A 14,843-nucleotide genomic window follows, 5' to 3' on the forward strand; every position below is an offset into this window, starting at 1 on the left:
GCCGCCGGGCTGTCCGTGGTGCTGGTGGCGTGGCTGGGCGTGGACACGCTCTGGGGGCTGATGGACGGCTGGGCCGGCATGGCCATGCGGGCGCACGAGGCCACCACCTTCGAGGAGTTGCGCGAGGCGGGCGAGGGCTTCGCCCGGGTGCTGGGCACGGACGCGGCGCGGGCGATGCTGCTGGCGGTGGGCGCGTTGACGGGGCGCACCGTGGGGGAGGTGGCGGCGCGGGTGCGGGCGCTACCGGGCTACGGGCTGGCGAGCGCGCAGTGGCGGGCACAGGGGGGCGCCGCGGTGCTGGGGCGCATGGAAGTCCTGGTGGCCGAGGAGGGCGCGCTGGCGCGGGCGGTGGTGGCGGTGGAGACGGTGGCGGCCACGCCGCACGGCCCGCTGGCGGTGGTGATGCTCAAGAAGGGGCGGGGCGGCGGGGCCGCTTCCGGGATCGGCTCCTCGGGCATTGTCGCCATCCGCCACCGGGGTGGAAACCTGCAGGTCCTTCTGCCCAATGGCCAGAGGTGGCACCTGCGTCGTGGCATGTCCATCAACGACATCCCCGTCGAAGACGAGGTGGGTGACAGGCTCCAGAAGGCCGTCACCGAGGCCGCCCAGCAATGGGGGCTGCACAGACTCTCTCCGAGAGAGTCGGACGCCATCAAGGAGGCCCTCAAGAAGGGCGAATACTGGCTTGCGCACCTGTTGGAGCGCGAGGCCCGGGGCCGTTTCGTGCAACGCACGGTGAAGAGCCAATTCGACCATCTCTACGAGTTCAAACTGAGCGAAGGCATCGACGTGATTGACCATGCCACGGGCCGCCGGTATGAGATTCTCTCCGGGACGGCGTCGAACCTGGCGCGGCACGGTCGGCGCATGGCGGGCGAGTTCTTCCGGATGCTCACCTTCTGAAAGGACGGCGGATGCTTGCCAAAAAGGTCTTCTACGAGGACAAGCACCTCGAGAATGAACGGCTGGAATTGACGGACAAAGGCACCCTCTACTTCCTGGGCCGCAACCTGACGCTGAAGAATTGCACCCTGGTGCTGAAGGTGGCTGCTCGGAACCTGTTCATCCGCGAAGTCCAGTTCATCGACTGCGCCTTCGAGGTGAAGCAGGAACTGAAGAACCACCAGGACTGGATAACATCTTCACTCAAGGGCTGCCGGTTCAAGGGGCGGCTGTCGGGGTGTGACTTCGGGCACTGGCCCGAGTACGGCAAGGAGCCCAAGTACCAGCTGGGCTCCATCGAGGACTGCGACTTCTCCGAGGCGCGTCTGGACGGCTGCCGCATCATGGGGAGTGACCCCAGCACCCTGTGGTTCCCCACGTGGCCCTGCTTCACCATCCTGGACCCTGTTCGTAGAGCGCCCGAATTACTCAGCGTCAAGTGGCCGGGCTTGTTTGGTGACGTTGTCGTGGAGAATCTCCATAAGCGTCCTCCCGCCACGAGGTCCCTGTCCGAGCACGCGCCAACCATTGCCAGACGGCTGGAGACCACCCCGGAAGAACTCCGGGCAGCCATCGCGCGATTTGACTTCATTCTCTATTGACCTGGCCACGACTCTCTCTGGTGCGGCGTCCGGGCATGGCCGACGCATGGCGGGTGAGTTCTTCCGCGGTTCGACTGCATTGTCTGCGGGACGAGGAACATCCGCGACGGCTTTTGGCCGCTTCCGGAGGGTGACGCGGGGGCAGGGGTGGAGCCCGGGAGGCTCGACACCCTCACCCCGGGGGCTTGCCCCCCCTTTGAACGACGGGGGGATCCTCTCCCGGAGGGAGAGGGGTCCTGCTCGGCGAGGGGACTGCTGTTTCTCGGGACTACAGCGCCGCGATGACGGCGTCGGTGAACTCGCGGGTGGTGGCGCTGCCGCCCAGGTCGCCGGTGCGCACCTTGCCCTCGCCGTGCACCTTGGCCAGCGCGTTCTCGAACTTGCGCGCCTCGTCCCGCAGGTCCATCCAGTCCAGCATCATCACCGCCGACATCATCAGCGCGGTGGGGTTGGCCAGGCCCTTGCCCGCGATGTCCGGCGCCGTGCCGTGCACCGCCTCGAACATCGCCGTGCGCTCGCCGATGTTGGCGCCCGGCACCAGGCCCAGGCCGCCCACCAGGCCCGCGCACAGGTCGCTGATGATGTCCCCGTACAGGTTCTCCATCACCAGCACGTCGTAGCGCGACGGATCCTTCACCAGCTGCATGCACATGTTGTCGACGATGACCTCCTCGTACTGGATCTCCGGGTACTCCCGGCCCACCTTGCGGGTGCAGTCGAGGAAGAGGCCATCCGACAGCTTCATGATGTTGGCCTTGTGCACGCTCGTCACCTTCTTGCGCCCGTGCTTCCGGGCGTACTCGAAGGCGAAGCGGGCGATGCGCGTGGAGGCCTTCTCGGTGATGATCTTCAGCGACTCCACCACGCCCGGGACGATGATGTGCTCGAGGCCGGCGTAGAGCGACTCGGTGTTCTCGCGCACCACCACCAGGTCCACGTTGTCGTAGCGCGTCTTCACGCCGGGCACGCTCTTGACGGGCCGCAGCGAGGAGTACAGGTCCAGGCGCTTGCGCAGGCCCACGTTGGCCGAGGCCATGCCGCCGCCCACCACCGTGCCCGTGGGCCCCTTGAGCGCCACGCCGCTGCGCAGCACCGCCTCCACCGTCTCGTGGGGCAGGTTGGTGCCGTACTTGGCGATGACCTCGGCTCCCGCGTCCTTGAACTCGAACTCGAGCGGAGCCTTGAGCGCCTCGAGGACGCGGATGGTGGCCGCCATCACTTCGGGGCCGATGCCGTCGCCATTGATGACCGTAACCGTACGCGTATTCGCCATGGCCCGCGCTTCAAGCACAAAAGGCAGGGCCCCGAAAGGAGGAAAACGCGCTGGGCGCAGCCTGGCTAATGCGTCGATGGAGTCTGGATGGGAGGCTCGGACGCAGGCTCCGGAGGCCGGGAGGGCGTCCTGCGGCGGCCCCGGCGGCGCGGGGCGAGCGTGGCGTAGGGCCGGTAGAAGGACTCCCACAACGCGGCGCGCCGTCCTCGGGGCCGGGTGCGCAGCTCGCCCAGCGGGGCCTTGGTGAAGAACGAGGCCACGAAGAGGTAGGAGAAGACGAGCACCATCAGGAAGAAGAAGGCCATCACGAAGCCGCCGTGCATGGGCCCGATGTGCGCGCGCTCCACGAACTCGGCGAAGCTCCTCGCTGACCACGGGTGGCTGTACACCTTCACGAACCAGGAGAGCGTCAGCACCAGCAGGATGGGGCCGTACGCGCGGTTGAGGCGCGTGGAGATGGCGGAGAAGACCGAGAGCTGGATTTGTGGCCGCTCCATGAGGCCGGCCAGCTCGCGCAGGGCGTCCGGATCCACCGGCTCGCGGCGCAGCATGGGCACCCAGTAGCCTTCCTCCAGCAGGCGCACGCGGCGGATCCACAGATCGTAGTAGCGGTAGCGGCGCGCCTCGATGAAGAGGAACGAGAGCACCATGCCGATGCCCACCAGGAAGACGACGGGCTCGGCGCCGCCGGAGAAGCCGAAGGAGACGACGGCGGCGGTGGTCGTCATGGACCAGTTGGTGGTGTTGTCCAGGCGCGACCGCCAGGTGTCCGAGCGGCTGAGCTCGCCCCGGAACAGCTGGGCCATGGACGCGTCCGAGAGCGGCAGGGCCTCGTATTCGTTCTTGTCCCGCTCGTTGCCGTTACCCGCCATCGTCTGCTCTCCCCTGGTGTGTGGCCCGGACGCACGGGTGGCCGTGGTGGACCGCCGTGCCCACTCTCTCCCGGAGGAACCATGGCCATCCCTTTCCTCCATGACACCCCGCCACCCGTGGATGCGGTGGCCGCCGTGCTCCAGCTCCTGGAAGACGAGGCGGAGCGCGTGGTGCGTCTGTGGTCCAAGCGGATCCGCGCCGAGACGTATGAACTGGACATCTCCGGGCGCAACCTGCGCGCGCCCCTGCGCCGGTTGATCGACGAGCTCGTCCGCCTGCTCAGGGACCGGGGGAAGGACGCCCTGAACCTCTGGCCGGAGGTGGTGCGCTCGCACGGGGCGCGCCGGTACAACCAGCGCTTCGAGGTGGAGGACCTGGCGCGGGAGTTCAAGTCGCTGGAGGAGGTGCTCCTCTACGTCTACGCCCGGCGCAACGACGGGGTGCTGGAGCCGGAGGTGGCCACCTTCATCGTGGAGCTGGTGGGTGAGGCGCATGCGTCGGCGCAGGCCTCGTTCGCGCGGGTGCTGCGGACGGAGGAGGTGCGCTTCCGCGAGGCGGCGGTGATGGAGTCGGTGCTGCACCACGTGGAGGTGGGCATCCTCCTGGCCGAGGTGGACGGCACGGTGTCCTTCGCCACGCCACCGGTGAGCCGGCTCATCGGCGTGCCCATGCGGGCCGTGGTGGGCTCTCGCTCGCAGTCGCCACTGGCGGTGGTGCTCTCGCAGGTGAGTGCGCGCCAGACCAATGGAGATCCCTTCAAGTTGGCGGACATGCCCTTCATGCGGGCCTTGAAGGAGCGCGGGCCGGTGCGCGGCGTGATGATGGTGGTGGAGCGGCCCGGCGGGGGTGAGGCCACCCTGGAGCTGAGCGCCACGCCCATCTGGGAGGAGGAGGGCGAGCTGGCCGGTGTCATTCAAACCTTCACCGACCGCACCGAGGCCGCCACCAAGACGAAGGCGCTGATGACGGCCAACGACGCGGTGCGGCGGCTGCAGGGCCGGCTGCTGCAGCGCACGCGCACCCAGGCCCTGGGGCAGCTGGCCAGTGGCGCGGCGCACGCGCTCAACAACTTCCTCAACGTGCTGCGCCTGCGGATTACGTTGCTGCGGCGCGAGTTCAAGCCCGAGCACCTGGACGCGCTCGACAAGACGGTGGGGCAGGTGGGCGAGCTGGTGGCGCGGTTGCAGGAGTTCAACGTCCAGCGCACCGAGGAGCAGCTGTCGGACGTGCAGGTGGACGCGACGGTGCGCGAGGCGCTGGAGCTGGCGCGGGCGGAGCTGGAGGGCCGCGAGCACCCGGTGACGGTGGAGCAGCGGCTGGGCGAGCCGGGAGCGGTGCGCGCGGATCCAGGCTTCTTCCGCGAGCTGGTGGTGAACCTGCTGCTGGCCGAGCGCGAGCGGTTGAGCGACGAGGGCGGGCGGGTGCTGGTGGAGACGCGGCGGGAGGCGGACGGGTGGGTGACGCTGCGGGTGGCGGACTCCAGCACGCCGTACGAGGCGGAGGACATGACGCGCGTGTTCGATCCGCTCAACCGCGATGCGGGCGCGCCGCAGCTCTCGCTGTTGCTGGCGGTGGCGCGCAACCAGGTTCAGCGCTGGGGCGGAGAGCTGACGGTGGAGAACCTGCCCGAGGGCGGGGCCGCCTTCGTGGTGCGGCTGCCGCTGGCGCGCTCCGAGGAGGAGGTGGCACGGGCGCGGGAGAGCCGGGAGGTGGCGGTGGGCCCGCGGCGCTTCCAGCAGACGCGCCGGGTGCTGGTGGTGGACGATGACCCCGACAACGCGCGGATGATGGCGGAGGTGCTCGGCGAGGAGGGCTACGACGTCAAGGTGGCCAACAGCGGCGACGTGGCGCTGAAGATGTGGGACGAGCGCCGGTACGACGCCGCCCTGCTGGACGCGGTGATGCCGGACATGTCGGGCTGGGAGGTGGCGCGCGAGCTGCGCAAGCGCTCGCCGCAAGCGCTGCTGGCCATCGTCACGGGCATGGACGTGCGCGGGCAGAACCGCGCCAACCTCGCGCTGGTGGACGCCGTGTTCCGCAAGCCCATCGACGTGGGCGCGCTGGACGACTTCCTCGGCCAGTCCGAGTCACACGCGACCGGGGGGGGGGCGCGGTGACCCCACCTCCCGCGTGAGAGCCACACCGGGAATGTATTTCTTCAAACTCAATGACAGACAGGAGGCGTGCCTGACGAAGAGGGGCGGAAGGGTTACAGTGTGGACATGCTCGGTGCCTCGACACGCGGGGGGGGATGCATGCAGAGGGTCGATGAGCGGGGCTGGTGGGTGCCTGCTCCCCCGGGCTCGGACGAGGACTTGCAGCAGCGACTGGCGATGGCCTCGCCCGCGGACACGTCGCGGGGCATGTTCCTGAGGGCCACGCTGGACGCGGTGCGCATCCTGGGGGACGAGGAGGCGGTGCGCAGGTGTCAGCGGGTGAGCGGAGAGGAGAAGCTCGTGGACTTCTTCTCCTATCCCGTCAGCGCCAACCTGCGCATGGTGTTCACCGCGGCGCGGATGTTGGAGGCCCGCTCCGGCGGCATCTCCGAGGCGCTGCGGCTGCTCGGCCGTGGGGCCGCGGCGTGCTTCCTGTCCTCCACCGCGGGCCTGGCGCTCCAGTTGCTGGCCGGGGGAGACACGAACCGCATGGTGGGCAACATGCCGTCCATGTACCGGGCCTCGGTGAGCTTCGGGGTGCGCTCGGTGGTGTGGATGGGGCCCACGAGCTGCCGGCTCACCATGCGGCGCGAGTTCATGCCCGCCTCCTTCCAGGAAGGCCTGCTGCTGGGCGTGCTCGAGAAGGCCCACGCACGGGGCGCGCGGGTGGTGGGCCAGCAGCTCTCCACGTTGGAGAGCGACTACGACGTCTCGTGGGTGGCGTGAGCATGGGGCCCGCCGCCGTCATCTTCGACCTGGATGGAACCCTGGTCGACAACCTGCGCTTCCACATCCAGGCGTGGGTGGCCCTGTCCCGCTCGCTCGGCGTGGACACGCCCGCGGAGCGCTTCGAGCGCGAGTTCAACGGCTGGCGCAACGAGGAGATCATCCCCGCGCTGCTCGGCCGGCCCGTGCCTCCCGAGGAGCTGGCGCGGCTGGCGGAGCAGAAGGAGTCCCACTACCGCGCGCTCTACGCGCCGCACATGGTGCCCGTGCGCGGGGCCCGGGAGCTGCTCACGCGGCTGCGCGGCGCCGGCCTGCGGCTCGCGGTGGCCTCGGCGGGGCCGCGCCCCAACCGCGCCTTCGTGCTCGACGGCCTCCAGCTGCGCCCCTTCTTCTCCCACGTGGTGGGCGCCGAGGACGTGACGCGGGGCAAGCCGGCGCCGGACCTCTTCCTCGCCGCCGCGCGGGCGCTCGATGTGGACCCCGCGGCGTGTGTCGTCTTCGAGGACGCGGTGCACGGCATCCACGCGGCGCGCGCGGCGGGGATGATCGCCGTGGGTGTCTCCACGCTCACACCCGCGCAGGTGTTGTGCGAGGCCGGAGCCCATTGGGTCACCTCCGACTTCGCCTCCCTCCCCGGAGACTTCGAGCGGCTGCTCTTCGGCGGACGCTGAGTCGGGAGGACCCCACCCGCCGGGTCACCACGGACTTCGGCCCGTGGGGAGCGGGCTCCCGGCCCTTTTCTCCGGCGGGGCTGTTTGAATCCCATCACACCGGAATCGTGAATAGCATTGCAGCACTGAAAGCTTTCATAGACAGGGATGGAGTGTGCGCTGCCAGCACAATCCCACAACGAGAGTGGACGAAACGAGGTACGGGGGCCGTTCTTCCCTCGGAGGACGGGCTCATTCGTGATGCCCCCTGCTGACAGCAAGTCCTGAAACAATTAGGATAGACATTCCTCAGCAGCCGGGCTGATTCCTGCCAAGGGGGACACACATGGCCGTGACCATCAGCGCACGCACCAGGTGGGAAAAGGCAGACACGTGGGAGCAGGAATTGGAGCGGCGGATGTGTCTGGCGACCTCGGAGGACACCATCCGCGGCATGCTCTTCAACGGGACGTTGGAGGTGCTGCGCACGGTGGGGGACGGCTCGCTGGCGCAGCGGTGTGTGGAGGAGTGTGGGGAATCCGAGTTCCTGGACTTCTTCAGCTATCCCGCGCGGATGCACTGCCAGATGGTGAGCACGGCGCTGCCGGTATTGGCGGAGGCGTTCGGCGACGCGGAGGAGGCGCTGCGTCAACTGGGGCGGCTGGTGGCCAACCGCTTCATGCGGGTGGGGGCGGGCAAGGTGATGTTGTCGCTGACGCCGCGCAGCCCGAGGCAGCTGGGGTATTCGCTGCCGATGGCCTACCGCATGGCGGTGAGTTTCGGGCAGTACGAGGTGAAGTGGACGGGCGCCCGGAGTGGCCGGTTCATCTTGAAGCGCGACTTCATGCCCCACCCCTTCCACGAGGGGGTGATGGAGATGTCGCTGAGCATGTGGGGCGGGCGGGAGGTGAAGGTGAGCGGGCGTCCCACGGGGGGGCTCGATAGTGAGTGTGACTTCTGCTGGCAGTGAGACCAGGAGTGAGCGGGGAATGAGCAGCGCGGCGATGGCGTGGAGTGTGTCCCCCCGGGACGGTGGTCAGTTCTGGGGCCAGCGCATGGCGCTGGCGAATTCGGAGGACATCGCGCGCGGGCTGTTCCTGCAGAGCGTGTTGAAGTCCATCCGGGCGCTCGGGGACGAGGCGCTGGAGAAGCGCAGCGCCAGTGCGTGTGGGCAGGCGCGCTTCTTCGACTTCTTCAACTACCCCATGCGGTTGCACCTGCAGATGCTGTCGGTGGCCATGCCGGAGCTGGCCACGCGACACACGGACGTGGAGCAGGCGCTGTGGCGCATGGGGCACTGCGTGGCCATGGACTTCCTGGAGTCCGAGGCCGGCCGGACGGTGAAGGTGCTGGTGCGCGGCGAGCCGAAGCGGTTGGTGAACAACCTGCCGTTGACGTACCGGATGTCGATGACGGGCGAGCGCTCGGTGCGGTGGACGGGGCCTCAGTGCTGCCGCTTCACCATGAAGCGCGACTTCATGCCCCCCTCGTTCCACGAGGGCATGCTGGTGGCGATGCTCGAGCGGTTGAATGCCAGCAAGGTGAAGGTGGTGGGGCGTCAGACGGACATGCTGGAGAGTGAGTACGACATTTCCTGGCAGTGAGAGGGAGTGACCCTTGCCTGGACGGCTCGTTCCTGGTGCGGTGGAAGTGGGTCCCATCGTCAGGGGGCTGAGCATGGGCATGGAGTCCAAGGCGGCGGATCCTCCCGGGGATGTCTGGGCACGGGACCTGGCCCAGCGCGTGGCGTTGGCCACACCCGCGGACACCGCGTGGGGCGCGTTCCTGCGGAGCACGTTGGAGGCCATTCGCGTGCTCGGGGACGAGGGGTTGGTGCGGCGCTGCCGGGAGGTCTGCGGGCACGAGCAGCCGGTGGAGTTCTTCCGCTACCCCGTCCGCTTGAGGCTCCAGATGATGGCGCTCTGCCTGGAGCCGCTGGCCGCGCGGCATGGGGGCAGCGAGAGGGCCCTGCGGCTGCTGGGCCGGCAGGGGACGAGTGCCTTCCTGTGCTCGCACGCGGGCAGGCTGATGCTGATGCTGGCGGGCGGTGACAGGAAGCGGCTCCTGGAGGGGGCTCACGTCGGCTTCCGGATGGGGTTGAGCTACGGCAAGCACACGACGCGGTGGGCGGGCCCGGCGTGCTTCCACTGGAGCATGGAGCGCGAGTTCATGCCGCTCCCCTTCATGGAAGGGGTGTTGGAGGTCCTGGTGGAGAGCTCGGGGGCCCGGAACGTGCGGGTGGTGGGACGCCAGACGGGCGCGCTCGATGGCGAATACGAGCTCACCTGGGAGTGAGCCGCGGGGGCGGGGCGTGGCTAGACTGCCGCCGTGGACCCGACTTCCCTGGAGCGCCTCCGCCGCAAGGTGGAGGCTGGCGAGACCCTGAGTGACGCGGAGCTGGAGGCGCTCCGTGGCGCGGCACGGAACACGCCGGGGCCCACGCTGCGCCTGACGGTGGCGCATGCGCTGGTGAACGCGGGTGCGGAGCGCGAGGCCCTGCGGCTGCTGGAGACGCTGCGGCGCGACTTTCCGCAGGACGTGCAGGTGCGGCTGGGGCTGGCGCGGGCGCTGCTCGGACTGGAGCGGATGGGCGACGCGGAGGCGGTGCTGCGCGAGGCGCTCGTCCTCAACCCGGGAGACCCCGAGGCCCAGAAGGTGCTCGCGGTGCTGGCGCTGCGGCGGGGGGAGCACGGCCGGGCACGGGAGTACGTGGCGGACGTGCTGCGGAGAGATCCCTTCGACGAGGAGGCGCGGCTGCTGAAGACGGAGCTGGAAGCCGCGGACGTGCCGTCTCCGCCCGCGCCCCGGGTGCAGGCGTTGCGCCCGGAGTTCACCGCCGCGCTGCTGGCCGCGCTGCACCGGGCCGGCGTGGCGTGCCGGAGGCAGGGGAAGGATCTGCTGGTGAAGCTGGCCTCGGGCGAGGTGGGGCGGGTGGACGTGGCGTCGTTGTACGCGGCCTATCGCGATGGCTCGCAGGAGCTGGGCACGTACGTGGAGGGCCTGGTGGCGCGGCTGCGGGGGTTGTCCGGGCCCGCCGTGGATGCGGGCACGCTGGAGGCGCGGTTGCGTCCGGTGCTGAGGCCCGGGGGCTTCGAGACGCAGGCGGCGGGAGCGCTGCATCGGCCGGGGCCCGCGGGGCTCGCGGTGTTCTACGTCCTGGAGGACGCCGAGTTCGTGCACTACCTGCCGGGGGATGCGTTGGAGCCGGCGGGGCTGTCCGCGGAGGAGGTGGATGCGCTGGCGTGGCGCAACCTGGAGGCCCACCCCGCGCCGGTGAGGCCGGTGGTGCTGGACGAGGGGCAGGTGGTGCTCGCGGAGACGTTCAGCGGCCTGTGGGCGGTGGCGGGGGGCGACGGGTACGACGGGGCGAGGCTGCTCACGGCGGAGCAGCGCGGACGGCTGGTGCTGCACGCGGGAGAGGTGCCGCTGCGAGTGCACCTGGGCTGGCGGGAGTTCACGCTGGTGTGCCGCGAGTCGGACGCCTCCGCGTGCGAGGCGCTGGCGCGGCTGGGAGGTGCGCCGGACGGAATCCCGGGCCTCTTCCGCCTCGAGGGTGGCACCCTCGCCGCCGTGTGAGAGCACCTTCCCCGCGAATCCACTGTGAGCCCATCTCCGCGGGTATATCTCCGCGGGCATATCCCCTCTCCCCCCGGGAGAGGGACGGGGTGAGGGTATCCGAGCCCGTTCTCCTACCCCGCGGTCGCCGGAGGAGGCAGCACGTCCACCACGTTCACCTCGCGGAAGCCCGCGGAGAGGAACAGTACGCGTAGCGTGTTCTCCGCCGAGCGCCGGGCACGCTCCTTCAATCGGGCATCGCCCTTCACCTCGCGCTCGAAGGCCTCGCGGGCCTTCTCCAGGAGGAGGGTGGTCTGGGCGCTGTCGAGGTTGGATCCGATGATCTCCGTCTCGCCGGGCTTGAGCTCCACCTTGACCTCCAGGGGAGGCAGCACCACGTCCACGCGGTTGCCCTGGATGCGCATGGCGGAGCCATCGAGGCGGCTGAAGTCATAGCCGAAGTGCACGTCGGCGAAGACGATGGCGCGGCCGATGGGGGTGTTGATGGAGTAGCGGGCCCAGTTGATGACGTCCTTCCAGAGGGCGTCGGTGGCCTGGGGCTGGGGAGAGAACTCGACCTTCTTGTAGAGGGAGACCTGGAGCGTCTCGAGCCGGGCGACCTCGCGGACGCGGGTGACGAGCGCTGGCGTATCGGGCAGGGCAGGGGGCTTGGGGCGGAGGAAGAGGAACGAGCCCACGGCCCCGGCGATCAATGCGACGAGGACGAGCAACACCCGCGAGATGAAACGCAGCATGGGCCCCATTCTAGCCAGGGTGGGGTAGGGTTCGCCGAGCCATGAGCCCGCTGTCGCTTCGGGATGAAGAAATCCAATCACTCGGTGAACAGGGATGGTTCACCCGTGCGTCCTTCCTCGGGGGGGCGGAGGCCCGAGCCATCCACGCCGAGGCGAGGGCGCGCGTCGAGGCCGGCCAGCTGCGTCCGGCGGGCATCCGCCGGGGCGCGGACCACACGCTGGACCGGGACACCCGAGGCGACTTCATCACCTGGGTGAAGGAGGAGGAGCGGGGCTCGGCGATCAGCCGGCTGCGGGATGCGTATGCCGCGCTCGGTGAGGCGCTGTCGGCCGAGGCGTACCTGGGGCTCGGGCGGTTCGACCTGCAGCTCGCCTGGTACCCCGGCGAGGGAGCGAGGTACGCACGCCACTTCGATGCGTTTCCCGGGCAGTCCAACCGGCGCGTCACGGCGCTCTACTACCTCAATCCGGACTGGGTGCCGGCCCACGGGGGCCTGCTGCGCATCTACCCCGAGCGCGGCCCGGTGGACGTGGAGCCCACGTTGGATCGGCTCGTGGTGTTCCTCAGCGAGCGCATCGAGCACGAGGTGCTGCCCGCGCACGGTCCCCGGCTCGCGCTCACCGCGTGGTTCTACGGGCGGAACGCGGGGTAACGCTTCGGTGGAGGGGGCTCGCAGGCGTGCTCCCGGATCGTTTTGTTTCCCAGGTACATCCGCCAGAACGCGCGGGCATCGGGCCTCGCGGAGAGCTGCTTCCACAGCGCCTCCACGCCACCAGCCTCGCGGGCAATCCGCCTCGCGAGCGCCGCCGCTCGCGCATAGGCCCGCTCCCGCACCTCCGGACGTACCTCCAGCAACTCCGCCGTGAGCACCCGGCAGTCCTCCGGGCCGCTCGCGGTGGGCCCCGGCTCCACCAGCGCCGTGGCGAACCCCTCGACGAACCATCGGGGCAGCGCTGGCCCCGCATGGGAGATCAACGCCAGGTGCGCCACCTCGTGCCTCGTGAGCGCGCCCAGGTCCTCCATCCGGTCCACCACCCGCGCGGGCGGAAAGAGCACCTCGCCCTCCACCACTCCGGCCGCGGCGGTGCGAGGCAGGCCCGTGCGTGCGCTGAATGCGTCCACCGACTCGGACAGCGCCGCCCGCACCTCCGGCACCTCCGTCCCCACGAAGGGCGGCAGTGACTGGCGTGCCCGTTCCAGCGCTCGCGCTACCCGCGTGGCCACGCCCTCCGCGCCCTCCTCGTGCCGCACCACCGTGGCGCCCACCTGCACCTCGGCCGCCAACACCGCGCTCATCACCACGCTAAGGAGGGGGTGCGCCAAGCGTGCGCTCCGGGAAGTAGTGCTTCAGGATCTTCTCGTACGTGTACCCGCGCCGCTCCAACTCCGTGGCGCCGTACTGGCACAGCCCCACGCCGTGGCCGAGTCCCCGCCCCTCGAAGCGCACCTTGCCGCCGGCTTCGCGCGCGCTCACCGCGAGGCTCTTCAACGTCTGGTAGCCCAGCACCCGCCCCACCCGGGCATGGAAGGTCTCGCCCGACAGCGGCACGCCGAACGTGCGCACCTCCAAGGCACGGCCTCCGCTGTCCTTGCGCAGCACCTCGAAGGCCGGACCCTCGGCGGGAATCCCCAGCGCCCGGGCCAGCTCCTGCCGCGACACCTCGAAGTGCCAGCGATGGTGCGGTGAGGCGGCGCACAGCGGTCCGGACGTGCCCAGCCGATCCTCCACCGCACTGGAGGACTCGGACGAGCCGAAGACACTCGCGGCCGTGCTCGTGGCGCCGCCGCAGCTCGAATGGAAATAGGCCGGCGCCAGGGGCTCGCTGGCATTGCGTCCCCGGAGCACCTTCCCGCGCGTGGCCTCCACCGCCTTGTCCACCTCGGCGCGCTCGTCCTGCCGGCCCCGGTAGAGCTGACAGTGGGTGAGGTCGCAGACGTCGTAGCCCGCCTTCTCGTGCCGGTTGCGCCCGGCGAGCGCGTAGGTGCGCGAGACGATGGCCTGCGCCTTGAGTGCCTCCGGCTTCCCGGCCAGCTCGCTGCCCACCACGCCCCGGAGGTAGTCCTCCACGGACAGCTCGTTGAACAGGGCGATCTGCCCGTCCAGCACGGTGGCCCGCAGCGCTCCCCGGTACCGCCGCGTCATGGCACCGAGCCGCACCATGACTCCCTCTCCCGGCGCGTAGAGCTCGCGGCAGCGCCAGTCCGGCCGGCCCAGGTCCAGCAGCCCCTGGTCGATCTCCGCCGTGGCGCCCGTCAGGTCCAGCGTCTTTCCATCGCAGCGCAGCCGCCCGCCGTTGTTGGTCATCACCGTGGCGCGCACCGGGCGCAGCTTCTCCAGGACGCGGACGCGCAGGTGGCCCGGGGGCCGCTCCCAGGGCGTGGTCTTCGGCGCATCACCCCCGAGCGCGAGGCTCAACAGCTCCGTCCCCGGTTGCGCGGCCTGGTGGGCTCCGCGTCCTTCCCGGGCGAAGGCCACCACGGCGAAGCGCGGCGCACGAAACGGCGCGAACCCGATGAACCAGCCGTGCGTGTGCCAGCCCTTCTCCCAGCGCGCGGTGCCCGTCTTCCCCGCGCCTTCCAGCGTTCCCAGCCGCGTGGCCTCCAACGTGCCGCTCTCCGCGGCCTGCCGCATCGCCTCGCGCAGCACCTCCACCGCCGCCACGTTCCCGAGCCGCGGCCCCTGCCGGCCTCCCACCTCGCCCAGGCTCCGCGCCTGTCCCCGCCCCGCCACCACCGCCGCCATCTGCAGCAACTGGAGCGGCGTCGTCTGCACCCGCTCGCTGTCCCCGGCCGCCACGCGGATCCGGTCCTCGCGCGAGAGGGCCTGGGGCAACACGCCGCTCTCTTCTCCGGGCAGTGCGCCCGTGGGCCTCCCGAGCCCGAAGTCGCGCAGGGCGCGCAGCAGCGCCTCGCCCTCGAGCACGTCTCCCAGCGCGTGGAAGTAGATGTTGCAGGAGAGCGCCAGCGCCCGCGTCAGCTCGATGCGCCCGTGGCCCGGGCGGAGCCAGCACGTCCGCTCCCGGCCTCCAATCTCCGCGCGGCCCGTGCAGCGCTGCGGCCCCTCGGGCAGCCGGTGGGAGTCGAGCGCCGCGTAGGCACTGGCCAGCTTCAGCACGCTGCCGGGCGGAAAGGCGCGCGTGAGGATGGCGGGGTGATGGGCCAGCACCAGCTCTCCGGTGCTCAGGTCCACCACCGCCGCCGCGTCATCCTCGTCCGGCAGCAGGGCCTCGGCGCGCTCGGCCAGCCGGGTGCGCAGCTCGGGCGTGCTTCCGGCCACGGCCAGCACCAACAGCAGTCCGAGCGGCACGAC

14 protein-coding genes and 1 pseudogene are annotated in these 14,843 nt (G+C 70.3%); 10 read left to right on the top strand and 5 right to left on the bottom strand.

Annotated elements, in window-relative coordinates; all coding sequences use genetic code 11:
* Nucleotides 1-903: pseudogene (locus tag VFZ09_RS04870) on the top strand (hypothetical protein); the annotation flags it as partial.
* A gap of 11 nt (nt 904-914) precedes the next feature.
* Nucleotides 915-1,544 (top strand): hypothetical protein, encoded by a 630-nt coding sequence (locus VFZ09_RS04875; RefSeq protein WP_329726299.1) that lies wholly within the window; start codon nt 915-917, stop codon nt 1,542-1,544.
* Between the two features lie 268 nt (nt 1,545-1,812).
* On the opposite strand, the gene VFZ09_RS04880 is transcribed toward VFZ09_RS04875, so the two are convergent.
* Together VFZ09_RS04880 and VFZ09_RS04885 are read right to left on the bottom strand one after the other, a co-directional pair.
* Nucleotides 1,813-2,817: an isocitrate dehydrogenase (NAD(+)) gene (locus VFZ09_RS04880; RefSeq protein ID WP_329726300.1), complete on the bottom strand. Its 1,005-nt coding sequence runs from the start codon at nt 2,815-2,817 to the stop codon at nt 1,813-1,815.
* Between the two features lie 65 nt (nt 2,818-2,882).
* Nucleotides 2,883-3,689 carry a DUF2270 domain-containing protein gene (locus tag VFZ09_RS04885; protein WP_329726301.1) on the bottom strand — a complete coding sequence of 269 codons (807 nt, stop codon included), beginning with the start codon at nt 3,687-3,689 and terminating at the stop codon, nt 2,883-2,885.
* Nucleotides 3,690-3,770: 81 nt separating this feature from the next.
* On the opposite strand from VFZ09_RS04885, the gene VFZ09_RS04890 reads away from it, so the two are divergent.
* The 7 genes from VFZ09_RS04890 to VFZ09_RS04920 all read left to right on the top strand — a co-directional run bounded on the left by VFZ09_RS04890 (nt 3,771) and on the right by VFZ09_RS04920 (nt 10,798).
* On the top strand, nt 3,771-5,807 hold the full coding sequence (locus VFZ09_RS04890; protein WP_329726302.1) for a response regulator: 2,037 nt from the start codon (nt 3,771-3,773) through the stop codon (nt 5,805-5,807).
* Nucleotides 5,808-5,945: 138 nt separating this feature from the next.
* Nucleotides 5,946-6,572, top strand: a complete 627-nt coding sequence (locus VFZ09_RS04895; protein ID WP_329726303.1) for a TIGR02265 family protein — start codon at nt 5,946-5,948, stop codon at nt 6,570-6,572.
* Nucleotides 6,573-6,574: 2 nt separating this feature from the next.
* Nucleotides 6,575-7,243 carry an HAD family phosphatase gene (locus tag VFZ09_RS04900; RefSeq protein WP_329726342.1) on the top strand — a complete coding sequence of 223 codons (669 nt, stop codon included), beginning with the start codon at nt 6,575-6,577 and terminating at the stop codon, nt 7,241-7,243.
* A 325-nt stretch (nt 7,244-7,568) separates the two neighbouring features.
* On the top strand, nt 7,569-8,192 hold the full coding sequence (locus VFZ09_RS04905; protein WP_329726304.1) for a TIGR02265 family protein: 624 nt from the start codon (nt 7,569-7,571) through the stop codon (nt 8,190-8,192).
* 19 nt (nt 8,193-8,211) lie between these two features.
* A complete protein-coding gene (locus tag VFZ09_RS04910) occupies nt 8,212-8,826 on the top strand; it encodes a TIGR02265 family protein (protein ID WP_329726305.1) in 615 nt (204 codons plus the stop codon).
* A gap of 73 nt (nt 8,827-8,899) precedes the next feature.
* Nucleotides 8,900-9,517 carry a TIGR02265 family protein gene (locus VFZ09_RS04915; RefSeq protein WP_329726306.1) on the top strand — a complete coding sequence of 206 codons (618 nt, stop codon included), beginning with the start codon at nt 8,900-8,902 and terminating at the stop codon, nt 9,515-9,517.
* 33 nt (nt 9,518-9,550) lie between these two features.
* A complete protein-coding gene (locus VFZ09_RS04920) occupies nt 9,551-10,798 on the top strand; it encodes a tetratricopeptide repeat protein (protein WP_329726307.1) in 1,248 nt (415 codons plus the stop codon).
* A gap of 113 nt (nt 10,799-10,911) precedes the next feature.
* On the opposite strand, the gene VFZ09_RS04925 is transcribed toward VFZ09_RS04920, so the two are convergent.
* Complete coding sequence (locus VFZ09_RS04925; RefSeq protein ID WP_329726308.1) at nt 10,912-11,532, bottom strand: DUF4230 domain-containing protein; 621 nt, start codon at nt 11,530-11,532, stop codon at nt 10,912-10,914.
* Nucleotides 11,533-11,573: 41 nt separating this feature from the next.
* On the opposite strand from VFZ09_RS04925, the gene VFZ09_RS04930 reads away from it, so the two are divergent.
* Nucleotides 11,574-12,185 carry a 2OG-Fe(II) oxygenase gene (locus VFZ09_RS04930; protein WP_329726309.1) on the top strand — a complete coding sequence of 204 codons (612 nt, stop codon included), beginning with the start codon at nt 11,574-11,576 and terminating at the stop codon, nt 12,183-12,185.
* Here the strand turns inward: VFZ09_RS04930 and VFZ09_RS04935 are convergent.
* On the bottom strand, nt 12,164-12,856 hold the full coding sequence (locus VFZ09_RS04935; RefSeq protein WP_329726310.1) for a hypothetical protein: 693 nt from the start codon (nt 12,854-12,856) through the stop codon (nt 12,164-12,166). The two genes, VFZ09_RS04930 and VFZ09_RS04935, sit on opposite strands and share 22 nt — an antisense overlap.
* Nucleotides 12,837-14,840, bottom strand: a complete 2,004-nt coding sequence (locus VFZ09_RS04940; RefSeq protein ID WP_329726311.1) for a SpoIID/LytB domain-containing protein — start codon at nt 14,838-14,840, stop codon at nt 12,837-12,839. The genes VFZ09_RS04935 and VFZ09_RS04940 overlap by 20 nt, the downstream gene beginning before the upstream one ends.
* Between the last annotated feature and the right edge of the window lie 3 nt (nt 14,841-14,843).

The organism is Archangium sp. (assembly GCF_036277355.1).
In the GTDB taxonomy this organism is placed as follows: Bacteria; Myxococcota; Myxococcia; order Myxococcales; family Myxococcaceae; genus Archangium.

Coding starts and splice junctions, on each gene's coding strand:
- VFZ09_RS04875 (WP_329726299.1), top strand. CDS start 915: ATGCTTGCCAAAAAGGTCTTCTACGAGGACAAGCACCTCGAGAATGAA.
- VFZ09_RS04880 (WP_329726300.1), bottom strand. CDS start 2,817: ATGGCGAATACGCGTACGGTTACGGTCATCAATGGCGACGGCATCGGC.
- VFZ09_RS04885 (WP_329726301.1), bottom strand. CDS start 3,689: ATGGCGGGTAACGGCAACGAGCGGGACAAGAACGAATACGAGGCCCTG.
- VFZ09_RS04890 (WP_329726302.1), top strand. CDS start 3,771: ATGGCCATCCCTTTCCTCCATGACACCCCGCCACCCGTGGATGCGGTG.
- VFZ09_RS04895 (WP_329726303.1), top strand. CDS start 5,946: ATGCAGAGGGTCGATGAGCGGGGCTGGTGGGTGCCTGCTCCCCCGGGC.
- VFZ09_RS04900 (WP_329726342.1), top strand. CDS start 6,575: ATGGGGCCCGCCGCCGTCATCTTCGACCTGGATGGAACCCTGGTCGAC.
- VFZ09_RS04905 (WP_329726304.1), top strand. CDS start 7,569: ATGGCCGTGACCATCAGCGCACGCACCAGGTGGGAAAAGGCAGACACG.
- VFZ09_RS04910 (WP_329726305.1), top strand. CDS start 8,212: ATGAGCAGCGCGGCGATGGCGTGGAGTGTGTCCCCCCGGGACGGTGGT.
- VFZ09_RS04915 (WP_329726306.1), top strand. CDS start 8,900: ATGGGCATGGAGTCCAAGGCGGCGGATCCTCCCGGGGATGTCTGGGCA.
- VFZ09_RS04925 (WP_329726308.1), bottom strand. CDS start 11,532: ATGCTGCGTTTCATCTCGCGGGTGTTGCTCGTCCTCGTCGCATTGATC.
- VFZ09_RS04930 (WP_329726309.1), top strand. CDS start 11,574: ATGAGCCCGCTGTCGCTTCGGGATGAAGAAATCCAATCACTCGGTGAA.